Genomic DNA, 14,354 nt, shown 5'->3' on the forward strand with positions numbered 1-14,354 from the left:
GACCTCAGTGGTTTTCCGGCGGCAGGCCGTACCCGATCACGTCCAGGGTGCGGTCCAGGAGGGCGTCGAAGTCGCCCTCGTGGGCGTGTTCCGCCCAGTACATCGAGGTCTCCATCAGGCCGCCGACGAGGGACATCGCGTAGACCCGGACCTCCAGGCTCTCCGGGTCGCGGCCGGTGCGCTCGCCGATGGCCTGGCAGAGCATGCGGCCGGTGGCCGCCATGCTCTCCATCATCCGGGAGCGCACCGCCGGGACCTCGACCATCAGCCGGGTCCGGAGCCGGGAGACCCGGAGGGGTTCCTTTAGGCCCAGCTGGACCGCCCGGTGCATCACGTGGCGCAGGGAGTCCGGCCACGGCTCGTCGGCGGGCCGCGCCCGGAGCTCCTCCATGATCAGCGGGTCGTACTCGTCCGTGAGGACGATGTCCTCCTTGGTCGGGAAGTACCGGAAGACGGTCGACGGCGACACCTCGGCCCGCTCGGCGATCTGCTCGATCGTGGTGGCGTCGTACCCCTGCTCCTCGACCAGCGCGTACGTCGCGGAGCGGATCGCCTCGCGGGTCTTGATCTTCTTGCGCTCGCGGAGTCCGAGCCGGGGGTTGTCGGCGGGGGAGTAGGAGGTGTCTGGTGCCGTCATACCGGTCATTCTCCGGCATCGACCGTGGTGGGGGCCACGGCCGGGGTGCCGTCCCCTTCGGTGCGGCGCGCGGTGGGTGTGTTGGGCAGCAGCGCGGCGGCCAGCAGCGCGGTCGCGAGCGCGGCGATCCCGCAGACCAGCAGGACCAGGCCCATGCCGTGCACGTAGGAGGCGTTCGCGGAGTCGGCCAGGCGGGCCGAGCCGGTCCGCGTGGCGACCAGGTGGGCGGCGACCACCGACTCGCCGGCGGTGTGGCCGAGCGGGGCGGGCAGACCGGTGACGTCCAGCCGGTCCCGGAAGGCGCCGGCGAGCAGGCTGCCCAGCAGGGCGATGCCGATCGCGCCGCCGACCTGGCGCAGGGTCATCAGCAGCCCGGAGCCGCTGCCGGCCCGGTCCGCGGGGAGGGCGCCGAGCGCGCCGTCCATCGAGGGGACGACGGAGAAACCGAAGCCGAGGCCCGCTATGGACAGCCACAGCGCGGTGAAGCCGTAGCCGTCGTGGACGGTCGTGCGGCTGCCCAGGAGCGCGGCGAAGGCGAGGACGACCAGGCCCGCGGAGACCACGGCGCGTGACCCGAAGCGGGCCACGCAGGGCTGGGCGGCCCGGGCGGCGATCATCAGGCCGCCCATCATGGGCAGCATCCGCAGTCCGGTGCCGAAGGCGTCGTTGCCGAGGACCGCCTGGAGGTAGGGCGGCAGTACGAACATCAGGCCGGAGAGGACGAACATCACCAGCGTCGCCGCGGTCGCGTTCAGCAGGAAGCCGCGGTGGGTGAGCAGTTCCATGTCGAGCATGGGCCGCTCGACCCGGCGTTCCCGCAGTACCAGGCTCCCGATGAGGACCACGGCGAGGCCGAGGAGGACGAGCACCAGCGGGTCGCCCCAGCCGCGGTCGGGGGCCTCGATGATGGCGTAGATCAGGGCGCCGAGGCCGGTCGCGGTGAGCACGGTGGACAGGACGTCGACCCGGGGGGAGGCCGGGTCGCTGGTCTCGGGGAGCAGGAAGACGCAGGCGGCGACGCCGATCGCGACCATCGGCACGTTGATCAGGAAGACCGAGCCCCACCAGAAGTGGTCGAGCAGCCAGCCGCCGATGATCGGGCCGAGCGGCAGGCCGAGCGCGGAGGCGGCCGAGACGACGCCGACGGCCCGGGTCCGCTCGGCGGGGCCGAACAGCGAGGGCAGCACCGACATCGCCAGCGGCATCACCAGGGCCGCGCCGACGCCCATCACCGTGCGGGCGGCGACCACCCAGGTCACGTCGTCGGCGAGGGCGCCCATGACGGAACCGGCGAGGAAGACCACGAGTCCGGTGACGAGCATCCGGCGGCGGCCGAAGCGGTCGCCGAGCAGGCCGGCCGGGAGCATCAGCGAGGCGAACACGACGACGTACGCGTCGGCCATCCACTGCTGCTGGCTGGTGGTGGCGCCGAGCTGCCCGGCCATCGTCGGCAGCGCCACGTTGAGGATCGTCGTGTCGAAGCCGAGCACCAGCATGCTCGCGACCAGGGCGCCCAGCGCCCACCAGCGGCGGGGGTTCGGGGGTGTCTCACCAACGTGAGTGACAGTAGCCATGAAATGAATGTAACTCTCAAAATCTAGTCACTGTCAACAGGTAGTGAGTGTCAGGGTGAGTTGCAGGGTGGACGTCAGGGTGAGCGCCGTGGCATGAAAAAGTGGCCACGGCTCGGGAGCCGTGGCCACGCCTGGGAGGTGCGGTGGAGCTATGAGTGCTGGTACGCCACCAGGGAGATGCCCACGTAGTGGACGACGAAGGCGGCCAGCGTGAGCGAGTGGAAGACCTCGTGGAAGCCGAAGTAGCGCGGTGACGGGTTCGGGCGCTTGATGCCGTAGATCACGCCGCCCGCGCTGTAGAGCAGGCCGCCGACGATGACCAGGACCAGGACGGCGATGCCGCCGGTGCGCATGAAGTCGGGCAGGAAGAAGACGGCCGCCCAGCCCATCGCTATGTAGCAGGGCGTGTACAGCCAGCGCGGAGCGCCGACCCAGAACACCCGGAAGACGATGCCCGCGGCCGCCGCGCCCCAGATGCTCCACAGCAGCCACTGGCCCTTCGACCCTGGCAGGAGCAGCAGGGTCAGGGGCGTGTAGGTGCCCGCGATGATCAGGAAGATGTTGGCGTGGTCGAGTCTGCGCAGGATGCCGTCCATGCGCGGGCTCCAGTTGCCCCGATGGTACAGCGCGCTGACGCCGAACAGCAGGCAGGCCGTCAGCACGTAGATCCCGCAGGCGACCCGGCCGCGCGGTGAGTCGGCGAGGGCGGTGAGGACGAGGCCCGCTATGAGTACGGCCGGGAACATGCCCAGGTGCAGCCAGCCGCGGAGCTTGGGCTTGACCTGTTGCGACAGGGACGAGAGCGCGGCGGGACCGCGGCCGGCGGCCGGCGGGTCCGTGCGCGCGTCGGGGGCGGACGCAGTCATGGACGAATCGTACCTACGGAACCGTAGGTTACGCGTCAGTCCCGGCCGGTGCGCTACCCGGAGTGGCCATCATCTCACGCGCGCCTCGCGCGCGGCCGGGTGCGGGCAAAAAGATCTCCAGTTGAACTCAACGTGGACGCAAAGAAACGCAGGAAAACGCAGAAACCGTGGCCTTCCTCACGTCGCTCATCTGTGACTCCCTCTGGACAGATGGGAGATCGAGTCGGAGGATCAAATGAGTGCGGTCGGCACCGGATGAGCGGCTACGAAGCATCCGGGTCGCAGCCCCCACGGGGCAACAAGGCCTTCCAGCAAGGCCGAAAGATCAAAAATCCCTCATTTAGGAGCAATCGTGGCGCGCGACATCGCGGCTCCCACCGTCATCCCCACCAACCATCAGGAACTGATCTCGTGGGTCAACGAGATCGCCGAACTGACCCAACCGGACAGCGTGGTCTGGTGTGACGGATCCGAGGCCGAGTACGAGCGACTGGCAGAGGAGCTCGTGGCGAAGGGCACCTTCAGGAAGCTCGACCCGATCAAGCGCCCCCACTCGTACTACGCGGCCTCCGACCCGACCGATGTCGCCCGGGTCGAGGACCGCACGTTCATCTGCTCCGAGCAGGAGAAGGACGCCGGCCCGACCAACCACTGGAAGGACCCCGCCGAGATGCGGGAGATCTTCGCGGGCGAGAAGGGCCTGTTCCGCGGCTCGATGAAGGGCCGGACGATGTACGTCGTCCCGTTCTGCATGGGCCCCCTCGGCTCCCCGCTCTCCGCGCTCGGCGTCGAGATCACCGACTCCGCGTACGTCGCCGTCTCCATGCGCACGATGACGCGCATGGGCCAGGCGGTCCTCGACGAACTCGGCGACGACGGCTTCTTCGTGAAGGCCGTGCACACCCTCGGCGCCCCGCTGGAGCCGGGCCAGGCCGACGTGCCGTGGCCGTGCAACAGCACCAAGTACATCTCGCACTTCCCCGAGTCCCGCGAGATCTGGTCCTACGGCTCCGGCTACGGCGGCAACGCCCTGCTCGGCAAGAAGTGCTACGCCCTGCGCATCGCCTCCGTCATGGCACGCGACGAGGGCTGGCTCGCCGAGCACATGCTGATCCTCAAACTCACCCCTCCCCAGGGCGAGTCCAAGTACGTCGCCGCCGCCTTCCCGAGCGCCTGCGGCAAGACCAACCTCGCCATGCTGGAGCCCACCGTCTCCGGCTGGACCGTCGAGACGATCGGCGACGACATCGCCTGGATGCGGTTCGGCGAGGACGGCCGCCTCTACGCGATCAACCCCGAGGCCGGCTTCTTCGGCGTCGCGCCCGGCACCGGTGAGCACACCAACGCCAACGCGATGAAGACGCTGTGGGGCAACGCCGTCTTCACCAACGTCGCGCTCACCGACGACGGCGACGTCTGGTGGGAGGGCATGACGGAGGAACTGCCCGCCCACCTCACGGACTGGAAGGGCAACGACTGGACGCCGGAGTCCGGTACCCCGGCCGCCCACCCCAACGCCCGCTTCACCGTGCCCGCCGCGCAGTGCCCGATCATCGCGCCGGAGTGGGAGGACCCGAAGGGCGTGCCGATCTCGGCGATCCTGTTCGGCGGCCGGCGCGCCACCGCCGTACCGCTGGTCACCGAGTCCTTCGACTGGAACCACGGTGTCTTCCTGGGCGCCAACGTGGCCTCCGAGAAGACCGCCGCGGCCGAGGGCAAGGTCGGCGAACTGCGCCGCGACCCGTTCGCGATGCTGCCGTTCTGCGGCTACAACATGGGCGACTACATGGCCCACTGGATCGACGTGGCCAAGGGCAAGGACCAGGACAAACTGCCGAAGATCTACTACGTCAACTGGTTCCGCAAGAACGACCAGGGCGCGTTCGTCTGGCCCGGCTTCGGCGAGAACTCCCGTGTCCTGAAGTGGATCGTGGAGCGGCTGGACGGCAAGGCGGACGGTGTGGAGACGCCGATCGGCGTGCTGCCGACCCGGGACGCCCTCGACACCCACGGGCTCGACCTCGACGACAGCGACCTCGACTTCCTGCTGACCGTCGACAAGGAGGTCTGGCGCGAGGAGGCCGCGCTGGTCCCGGACCACCTCGACACCTTCGGCGAGCACACGCCGAAGGAGCTGTGGGAGCAGTACCGGGCGCTGGTCGAGCGCCTGGGCTGAGCCCCGACGAAGACTCCGCGGCCGGTACGGGTGTGCCCTGACCAGCGATCGTCACGACCGGCCGCGGTGTGAACCGGCGAGGCCGCGCACAACGGCGTGCGGGGCCTGTGGGCCTGCCGTCGCCTCTTCCCGTCCGCCCCGACGGGAGCCCGGCGACGGCAGGCCTCCGCCTGTGCGAGGCGCCGGCCTCACCCGCCGGGGTGGATTCCTGCGGCCGGTGAGCCCAAGAGCCCTCGTGGCGAGCTGACTCCCGGTCCGGCACCGGGACGCTGTCGCCCATGCTCACACCTCACGTTCGATCGATCACACCTGGTGTTCGATCGCTCACGGTCCGGGCCGGAACCGTGGCCGCCACCCTCCTGGCGCTCGTCCTGGCCCTGCCCGGCACCGCGGTCGCCGCCCCCGGCGACCTGGACACCGCTTTCGGCGGCAACGGCAGGGTCGTCACCGACTTCGGCGGCGACGACTCGGCGAACGACGTGGCGGTCCAGCCCGACGGCAAGATCGTCTCCGTCGGCTCCGCCGCCGACAGCTCGGTACCCGAGAGCGACTTCGCGGTGACCCGGCACAACCCCGACGGCACCCTGGACACCGGTTTCGGCGGCGACGGCAAGGTCACCACCCCCGTCAACAACATGATCGCCGACGGCGACCTCCAGTGGAGCGAGGCCCACGCCGTGGCGCTCCAGCCCGACGGCAAGATCGTGGTGGCCGGCGGCAGCTGGCGGGGGTACGAGAACTGCTGCTGGTTCACGGTGGTCCGCTACAACGCGGACGGCACCCTGGACACGGGCTTCGGTGACGGCGACGGCCGGGTGTTCACCGACTTCGGCACCCCCGAGGAGGCCGCGGACGTGGCGGTGCAGCCCGACGGCAAGATCGTCGCCGCGGGCTATGTCGGCGGCCGGGCCGCGGTGGCCCGCTACAACCCCGACGGCAGCCCGGACACCAGCTTCAGCGGTGACGGCATGGTGACCACCAACCCCGCGGGCTCCACTCCCCAGGAGGGCGGGGACGCGCGCGCCCTGCTCCTGCAGCCCGACGGCAAGATCGTGGTCGCGGGCGAGGTCGGCACCACCCGCTTCGACTTCGCGCTCATCCGCTACAACCCCGACGGGGGCCTCGACACCGGGTTCGGCGACAGCGGCATCCAGCGCACCGACTTCGGCGACTACGACTCCGCGGAGGCGCTCGCCCTCCAGCCCGACGGCAAGATCGTCGCGGCCGGCGGGGGCGGCGGCGGGTTCGCCCTGGCCCGCTACAACGCCAACGGCACCCTGGACCCGGGCTTCGACGGCAACGGCCTGGTCGTCACCCCCGGCGGGGCCGCCCAGGACGTCAGACTCCAGAGCGACGGCCGGATCGTCGTCGCGGGCAGCGGCTCCGGCGGGTTCAACGTGCTGCGGTACAACCCCGACGGCAGCCTGGACGGCGGCTTCGGCAACAACGGCAGGACGACCACGAGCTTCGGCGGCAGCGACGTGGCGCACGGCGTGGCGCTCCAGTCCGACGGCCGGATCGTCGCCGTCGGCCAGGGCGGCCCGAACGGCGACTTCGCCCTCGCCCGCTACCTGGGCGGCGGTGGCACCGTACCGCCGCCCCCGCCCAGCGCCGACCTCTCGGTCACCAAGGCCGGCCCGTCCTCCGTCACCCTCGGCGACCGGGCCACCTACACCGTCCGCGTGACCAACTCGGCCACCTCCACCGCCTCCGCCACCGGGGTCAGCCTGACCGACACCCTCTCCGGGGCGGGCGCCACCCTGATCTCGGCCACGCCCTCCCAGGGCAGCTGCACCACCACCGCCACCGGCGCCACCTGCGCCCTGAACACGCTGGCCCCGGGCGCGAGCGCCACCGTCACGGTAGTCGCCGAACCCCGGGCCGCCGGCACGCTGCGCAACACCGCCACGGCCGGCGGCACCCCGGCCGACCCGGTGACCGGGAACAACACCGCCACGGCCACCGGCACCGTGGTCAACTCCCGGGGCTGCACGATCATCGGCACCAGCGGGGCCGACCGCCTGAACGGCACCTTCGGCAACGACGTGATCTGCGGCCTGGGCGGCAACGACACCCTGCTCGGCAACGGCGGCACCGACACCGTCTACGGCGACTACGGCAACGACACCATCGACGGCGGCGCCGGCAACGACACCCTGTACGGCGGACCGGGCGACGACTCGGTGAGCGGTTCCGCGGGCAACGACCGGGTGGTCACCACCGACGGCGTCTCCGGCAACGACACCGCCAACGGCGGCCTGGGCACCGACACCTGCACCACGGACCCGGGCGACACCCGGATCAGCTGCCCCTGAGCGGCGCTCAGTTGCCCCGCTCCTCCAGATAGCGGGTGTGCGTCTCCTGGCGGCGGGCCTCGGTCTCCCTGAGGCCCGCCGCCAGCTGCTCGGCCTCCTCCTTCAGGACCGCCAACTGCCGCTCCAGGTGGCGTTCCGGGGGTTCCTGACCCGGTGCCATCCGCGTCCACCACCGGGTCCGTACGAAGCTGTCGACCGCCTCCGGGATGTCCTGCCGTACCGCCCGGGAGAGCACGTGCACCCCCTCGGGGTCCTGGGCGAGCAGCTCGGCCGCCCGGCCCGGGTCCAGCAACGCGGCCAGCAGGGACCGCAATTCGGTCAGCCGCCCGGCGGCCGCCGGGGGCAGGTCCACCTCCGCCAGATAGGCACCCAGCTGCTCGAAGTCACCGCGCACCTCGTTCAGCTGGGCCGAGGGTGTCGGGAAGTCCGGCGGCGCGGGGCGCTCCGGCGGCGCGATCAGGGCACCCGCGCCGTACAGGCCGGCCACCACCACCGGCCAGTAGGGGCCCGCCAGCCCGGTGAAGGTCAGGACCAGGCCGAGGAGACCGCCCGCCGAACCGGTCAGGTTCTTGCGGGACTCCAGGTAGGCGAGGACCTTACTGGTAGCCACGGATCTCCTCGAAGGCGCCGTCCAGGGAGCCCTCCCGGCCGTCGAAGAGACGACCGCCGGTCAGGTCCGCGATGTGCTGGAGTTCGACGCGTGAGGAGTCGCCGAAGAGGATGGGGAAGACGGGGATGTTCCGGCGGGCGGCGGACAGCCCCCGGTAGAAGCCGTCGAACTCCGCGGCCTTCGCGCCCGTGGTGTTCTCGCCGTCCGTCATCAGCACGATCGACGTGAACGTGTCCTCGCCGCTGCCCAGATGGTCGTACGCCTTCTCCAGCGAGGTGTAGACCGCCGTGTTGCCGTCCGCGCTCAGGGCCTCGGTGTCCTTGCGGATGGCGTCCAGTCCGGCCTTCGGGTCCGCCGGTTCCACGACATGGGTGCTGACGCTCTTCACCGCCGAGCCGAACGGCATCAGGGTGACCTCCTCGCGGTCGCGGAAGTCGCCGGTGAGGGCGGTGAGGGCCTTCTTCAGCCGGTCCAGCCGGTCGCCGTCCATGGAGCCCGAGGTGTCCAGGACGTAGACCGTGCGGGACGGGCGGCGCAGTTCGTTCTCGTACGCCGAGATCAGCCCGTCGGCCACCGACTTGCTGCCCGGGAAGGGGAGTTCGCGGCGGCGGGTGGTGTCGAGACCGGCGGCGGGCGGGACGGAGGCGACCACCGGCCGGCGGCGCGTGGTGTCCGTGATGAGCTTCTGCACGGCCGTGGTGCGCAGGCCCTCGGTGACCTTGCGGACGTCCTCGCGGGTGTCGGCGGAGGTGCCGGCGAGCGAGGAGAACGGGTAGTCGGCGGTGACCACGCCGTCGCTGGGCCGGATCACCGTGAGTCCCGGGATGCCCTTGAGGACGGACTCGTAGTTGAGCAGCGCGTCGACGTCGCCGCGCCGCCGGTAGGCGGAGGCCAGCCAGCCCGAGGAACCCGAGGTCAGCTTCTGGCCCTTGAAGAACTCCTTCAACTGCGGGGTCGCCTTGGTCACGTCCGCGTCGGTGAGCGCCGACTGGGCGCCGGAGAGCGCGGAGGCCACCGAGATCAGCGTGGCGAAACCGGAGTTGGAGCGCGCCGGGTCCGTCATGCCGTAGGTCAGCCGGCCCGCCGTCACGGCCTGTTCGACCTGGGACCAGGTGACCGTGTCCGGCTTCCAGCCGAGGGCCTTCACCGTGGCCGTCCGCACGCCGATCGCGACCGGGCTGGTCATGACCGAGGTCTCCGAGACGACCTTCCTCGCCGCCTCCGGGCGCAGCCTCAGGTAGTCGTCGGAGGACAGCCACAGCGCGTCGTACCTGCCGTCCGCCCTGCCCCGGGCGACCAGGTCGACGGCGTCCAGGGTGCCCATGTAGGTGGGGCGGACGGTGACCCCGGTGTCCTTCTTCACACGGTCGAGGACGGCTGTCATGTCGCTGAGTTCGGAGGAGGCGAGGACCCGCAGGGTGCCGGGGACCGGCGCCGTGGAGTCGTCGTCCTTCCTGTCCGGCCCGGAGGTGCAGCCGGTCAGCACGACGGCGGTGGCCGCCGCGAGGGCGAACACGGTACGTCTGTTCATGCGAGGCCGCCCTCCAGCGCGCCCTTCGCGCGGCTGCGCTCCAGGTAGGCCCCGGCCTGCTGGAGTTCGTCGGTGAGGGACCGTACGGTCGCGGACATCGCCTCGGTCGCCTGCACCTTGTAGGCGTCGATGGCGTCGAGGGTGCGGTAGATCTGCTGGAAGGCGGCGCGCAGCGTCTCGGCGCCGACAGCCGGGTCGGCGGCGATGCGCTGGATCTCCCCGCTCTGGCTCGCCAGCATCTCCGCGTTGCCCCGGATCAGCTCCTCGGTCGTCCCGCGCAACGCGTCGACCTGCTCGATGACCTTCCTCTGGTTGTCGAGCGCGGAGGCCAGCATCACCGAGATGCGCAGCGCGGACACGGTGGTGGTGGCGGCGCGTTCGACGCCCTTGATCAGCTCCTCGTTGTTGCGCCGTACGACGTCCATCGCCAGGTAGCCCTGCGCGGAGACCGCGAGCTGGGTGAGCAGGTCCTGGTGCTTCTGCCGGACCGGGAAGAGCACGTCGGCGCGGAGCGCGTCGGCGTCCTGCGGGTCCGGGAGCCGGGTGAGGTGCTGCTCCACGGCGGTGTCCAGGGCCTGGGTGAGGACCACGTACTCCTGGAGCTTGCCCATGGTCTCCCAGAGGCGCACCCGCTCGGTCTCCAACGCCGCGTTGTCCCGCCGGAGTTCGTCCTGGCCGCCGCGCAGCGAGCCCACGATCCTGTTCAACGTGCCCCGCGCGGACGCGTACTTGGCGACATGGTCGCGGAGCCTGTTGCCGCCGGGCAGCCGGGAGAGGAACCTGCGGCCCCTGCCCGCGGGCAGGTCGCGCGGGTCCAGGTCCTCGACGACCCGGCGGAGTTCGACCAGCGAACCGGCCACCTTGGCCTGGGCGTCGCCGCCCTTGTCGGGGAGGCTGCGGACGGCGCGTTCCAGCATCCGGTTGGACTGCGCGGCGGCGGCGCGCATCTCGCCCGCGCCCAGGCCGGTGATCTCACCGACCTTGCCCGCGAACTCCGGTGACCGCGCGTCCAGGCCGGCGAGACCGCGGACGTACTCGGCGGCCTTGTCCGCCATGTCGGCGCGGACGCCGTCGTCGACCGGCACCAGGCCGCCGGCCCGTTCCCGGGGCACCGGCGCCACCGCCTCCGGCGGGGTCAGCGTGAAGACGTCCTCGCCGCTGAGGGTGGGCGGGTGCGCACCGCCGCTCGGTGTCATCTTGTCGAAGTTGCTCACAGGGTCCCCCCGTCAGCCGCGCGCCCGGCGGGCCATCTCGTGCAGCACCGCGGAGGTGGGCACGGGCGCCTGCCGGACACCGGTCAGTGTCTGGTTGAGATAGGCGGCGCGGTCGGCGGTGGCCTGGACGAACTCCGCGGAGTCGCCCTGGGGCCGGAAGCCGTGCCGGACCGCGAGCTTGCGCAGGGCCGGATCGGTGCTGAGGAGGTCGCCGAGCTGCCGTCCGGCGTCGTCCAGCGGCACGATCGTGTGGTCGCTGTTGACCGTGGTGTCGGGGTAGAGGACCACGAGGTCGTCGGCGCCGTGCTGTTCGGCGAGGAGCGAGACGACCTGCGACTCGTACAGGAACACCAGCGGGTTGCCGGCACCGCTGATGAAGTCCCGGAACACCGAGTCGCTGCTGGGCTGCTGGGCGCCCTGCACACTGACGAGCTTGCGCAGCAGCGGTGCGGTCCGCGCGATGTCGGCGTCGCTCGCCACGACCCGGCCGCCGTTGGCGACGTAGGAGGCGGCGGCGAGGTAGAGGGCACCGGAGTTGGAGGTCTCCGGGTCGGTGCTGGTGACGTACAGCGTCCCGGTCAGCTCCCCGTGCGCCTTGGCCCCCTTCAGCTGCTGCCAGGTCCGGTCGTGCCGGGCGGCGTCCAGGTAGCCGGCCATCCTCAGGGTGCCCTTGCCCTTGCCGTCGAGCACGGCGAGCCCGCCTGCGGCCAGCACCTGGGCCGCGCTGCGGTGGGCGACGACCACGAGGGGCGAGTAGAAGGGCCGGGGGAGGGGCTGGCGGGCGTGGTACTTCGCGGCCAGCGCGTCGGCGGGCGCGGAGCTGGACGGGAAGGCGAAGTCGTAGCCCTTCAGGTCCAGTTCGTCCATGGCCCAGGACCCCGACGCCTCCGTCCTCACGGTGTAGCCCTTGGCGGCGAGGGCTTTCACCACATCGGGATCGGCGAAGAAGTCCGACTTCTCCGAACCGATCACACCACGCACGGTCTTCGTTGCCGTGCCTTTGTCATCCCCGTGCCGGCCTGCGACGACGGCAGCCACCACGCCACCGATCAGCAGTACCGCGAGGACGATTCCTGCGATTCGTCTCACGCGGGGGAGCGTGCTCGCGGAACCCCACGTTCCTGGGCGTCCAGGATGAACGGGGGGTGAATCGGACGTCCCGGATCGCAACGGGGGACGAAGGCCGGTCAGGAGTGCAACGGGCGGGTCCCGGGGCCGGGTTGTGGCAACCCGGTCCGCGCGTCGCTGCGGGTGCGCGCGGACCGGGGCCGTTCATGGGAAGGGGCGGGTCAGCCCGTCGCGGTGAGTTCCGTCGCCGCGGCGTGGGCGTCCATGCGCTCCGCCGCGAGGATCGCCGCCGCGGTGTCCGCCCGGGAGGCGGCGACCAGCAGGGCGCGGCCCGCCAGCGCGTGGGCGCGTTCGTGGAGCGTGGCCGGCTGCTGGACCGTCGTCAGTGACGCGCGGACCGGAGTGCGTCCGCCCCGCAGCCGGGTCACCTGTTCGGCCAGCCGGGTCGCGGCGGCGTCGAGGTCGGTGGACGGTGCGAGGGTGCGCAGCTCGTCCGTCACGGCGAGCAGCGCCGCGAGGTGCCCGGCGAGCTGGATGTCCAGCTCCTCCTCGCGCGTGCGGTGGGGGAAGTCCGAGGGCGTGCCGGCCATCGTGCTGTGGACCGACTTGCTGCGGATCGGCTCATACATGGGAGATGGCCTCCTGTGCTCTGGCAGGAAACCATCCTAGCTTAGATCTCGTCTAAAGTTGATCCGGTTCACAGACGGTGGCCCGGCGGCTACCAGCGGCTGCGTCCGCTCGCGGCTACGGCTGGCCGTACCCGTCCAGGAACCGCCCGATCCTGGTGATCGCGTCCCGCAGGTCGCCGACCGTCGGCAGGGTCACCACCCGGAAGTGGTCCGGCTCCGGCCAGTTGAAGCCGCTGCCCTGGACGACCATGATCTTCTCCTGCCGCAGCAGGTCCAGGACCATCTGCCGGTCGTCCTTGATCTTGAAGACCTGCGGGTCGAGGCGCGGGAACAGGTACAGGGCACCCTTGGGGCGGACGCAGGTGACGCCCGGGATCTGGGTGAGCAGGTCGTAGGCGAGGTCCACCTGCTCCTTCAGCCGCCCGCCCGGCAGGACGAGGTCGTTGATGGTCTGCCGGCCGCTGAGCGCGGCGACCACCCCGTGCTGGCCCGGCATGTTGGCGCACAGCCGCATGTTCGCGAGGATCGTCAGACCCTCGATGTAGGAGTCGGCGTGCGCGCGGGGCCCGGAGACGGACATCCAGCCGACCCGGTAACCGGCCACCCGGTACGCCTTGGACATGCCGTTGAAGGTGAGCGTGAGCAGGTCGGGGGCGACGGAGGCGGTCGGCGTGTGGGTGGCGCCGTCGTAGAGGATCTTGTCGTAGATCTCGTCGGAGCAGACGAGCAGGTTGTGCCGGCGGGCGATGTCGGTCAGGCCCTTCAGCATCGCCTCGTCGTACACCGCGCCCGTCGGGTTGTTCGGGTTGATGATGACGATCGCCTTGGTGCGGTCGGTGACCTTGCGTTCGATGTCGGCGAGGTCGGGCATCCAGTCCGCCTGCTCGTCGCAGCGGTAGTGCACGGCCGTGCCGCCGGACAGGGAGACCGCCGCGGTCCACAGCGGGTAGTCCGGCGCCGGTACGAGGACCTCGTCGCCGTCGTCCAGCAGGCCCTGCATCGCCATCACGATCAGCTCGGAGACGCCGTTGCCGATGAAGACGTGCTCGACGTCGGTCTCGATGCCGATGGTCTGGTTGTGCATGACGACCGCGCGCCGGGCGGCCAGCAGGCCCTTCGCGTCGCCGTAGCCGTGTGCCGTGGAGACGTTGCGGAGGATGTCCTCCAGGATCTCCGGCGGGCACTCGAAGCCGAAGGCGGCCGGGTTCCCGGTGTTCAGCTTGAGGATGCGGTGCCCCGCCGCCTCGAGCCGCATCGCCTCCTCGAGAACCGGGCCCCGGATCTCGTAACAGACATTGGCGAGCTTGGTCGACTGGATCACCTGCATGCCGGTGAGCTTACGGCCCGGTAACGCCCGCCGTGCCGTGTTTCCCACCACGTGAGACACGGACGAGGGACGCGTGGGACGGTTCCGGGCCCTGGCGATTTGGCCTGTTATCGCCGGTAGCTGTCTCAAAGGCCCTTCCCCTCCCTAGAATCCGCGTCCATGCCGAGACCTGCCGAGGACGACGAGACCGGGGCGCCGAGCGTCTACCAGACCCAGGCCGGACCGGCCCCGGAGTACGCGGAGTACGGGGACCCGGCGTCCGCGCACGGCTGGCTCAACGCCTACGACGAGACGCGCGAACTGCCCCGGATCGCCCCGGCCGCGGCCCCGGCGGCACCTCCGGCGGCACCGGGCCGGGCGGAGCGGCGCCGGGCGGCGGCCGGCCGCCGCCCGAGGAACCGGGCGGC

The 14,354-nt window shown here is 71.2% G+C and carries 11 protein-coding genes and 1 pseudogene; 3 read left to right on the forward strand and 9 right to left on the reverse strand.

Features of this window, described 5'->3' with window-relative positions; translation table 11 throughout:
• Nucleotides 1-4: 4 nt before the first annotated feature.
• From MB828_RS33955 to trhA, 3 genes are all read right to left on the reverse strand, one after another.
• Entirely contained in the window at nucleotides 5-646 is a 642-nt protein-coding gene (locus tag MB828_RS33955) for a TetR/AcrR family transcriptional regulator (RefSeq protein ID WP_301651523.1), read from the reverse strand.
• Nucleotides 643-2,211: an MFS transporter gene (locus MB828_RS33960; protein ID WP_301651524.1), complete on the reverse strand. Its 1,569-nt coding sequence runs from the start codon at nucleotides 2,209-2,211 to the stop codon at nucleotides 643-645. Before MB828_RS33960 ends, MB828_RS33955 begins: the two co-directional genes overlap by 4 nt.
• A 149-nt stretch (nucleotides 2,212-2,360) precedes the next feature.
• On the reverse strand, nucleotides 2,361-3,077 hold the full coding sequence (gene trhA / locus MB828_RS33965; RefSeq protein WP_301651525.1) for a PAQR family membrane homeostasis protein TrhA: 717 nt from the start codon (nucleotides 3,075-3,077) through the stop codon (nucleotides 2,361-2,363).
• Between the two features lie 352 nt (nucleotides 3,078-3,429).
• Between trhA and MB828_RS33970 the strand changes: the two genes are divergently transcribed.
• Nucleotides 3,430-5,253 carry a phosphoenolpyruvate carboxykinase (GTP) gene (locus tag MB828_RS33970; RefSeq protein ID WP_301651526.1) on the forward strand — a complete coding sequence of 608 codons (1,824 nt, stop codon included), beginning with the start codon at nucleotides 3,430-3,432 and terminating at the stop codon, nucleotides 5,251-5,253.
• A gap of 344 nt (nucleotides 5,254-5,597) precedes the next feature.
• The gene (locus MB828_RS33975) at nucleotides 5,598-7,568 is read left to right on the forward strand and encodes a calcium-binding protein (RefSeq protein ID WP_301651527.1); all 1,971 of its coding nucleotides are present in this window, start codon (nucleotides 5,598-5,600) and stop codon (nucleotides 7,566-7,568) included.
• Nucleotides 7,569-7,575: 7 nt separating this feature from the next.
• Here MB828_RS33975 and MB828_RS33980 read toward each other — a convergent pair whose 3' ends face one another.
• The 6 genes from MB828_RS33980 to MB828_RS34005 form a co-directional block, all read right to left on the reverse strand.
• A complete protein-coding gene (locus MB828_RS33980) occupies nucleotides 7,576-8,178 on the reverse strand; it encodes a hypothetical protein (RefSeq protein ID WP_301651528.1) in 603 nt (200 codons plus the stop codon).
• Nucleotides 8,165-9,709, reverse strand: a complete 1,545-nt coding sequence (locus MB828_RS33985) for a substrate-binding and vWA domain-containing protein (RefSeq protein WP_301651529.1) — start codon at nucleotides 9,707-9,709, stop codon at nucleotides 8,165-8,167. The genes MB828_RS33980 and MB828_RS33985 overlap by 14 nt, the downstream gene beginning before the upstream one ends.
• Nucleotides 9,706-10,905, reverse strand: a complete 1,200-nt coding sequence (locus MB828_RS33990) for a toxic anion resistance protein (RefSeq protein WP_301651544.1) — start codon at nucleotides 10,903-10,905, stop codon at nucleotides 9,706-9,708. Before MB828_RS33990 ends, MB828_RS33985 begins: the two co-directional genes overlap by 4 nt.
• A gap of 30 nt (nucleotides 10,906-10,935) precedes the next feature.
• Entirely contained in the window at nucleotides 10,936-12,012 is a 1,077-nt protein-coding gene (locus tag MB828_RS33995; RefSeq protein ID WP_301651530.1) for a substrate-binding domain-containing protein, read from the reverse strand.
• A gap of 200 nt (nucleotides 12,013-12,212) precedes the next feature.
• Entirely contained in the window at nucleotides 12,213-12,620 is a 408-nt protein-coding gene (locus tag MB828_RS34000) for a hypothetical protein (protein WP_301651531.1), read from the reverse strand.
• Nucleotides 12,621-12,735: 115 nt separating this feature from the next.
• Nucleotides 12,736-13,947, reverse strand: a complete 1,212-nt coding sequence (locus tag MB828_RS34005; protein WP_133025552.1) for a pyridoxal phosphate-dependent aminotransferase — start codon at nucleotides 13,945-13,947, stop codon at nucleotides 12,736-12,738.
• Nucleotides 13,948-14,106: 159 nt separating this feature from the next.
• Here MB828_RS34005 and MB828_RS34010 point away from each other — a divergent pair.
• Nucleotides 14,107-14,354: pseudogene (locus tag MB828_RS34010) on the forward strand (hypothetical protein); the annotation flags it as partial.

Source organism: Streptomyces arenae (assembly GCF_022343545.1).
Lineage (GTDB): Bacteria > Actinomycetota > Actinomycetes > Streptomycetales > Streptomycetaceae > Streptomyces > Streptomyces humi.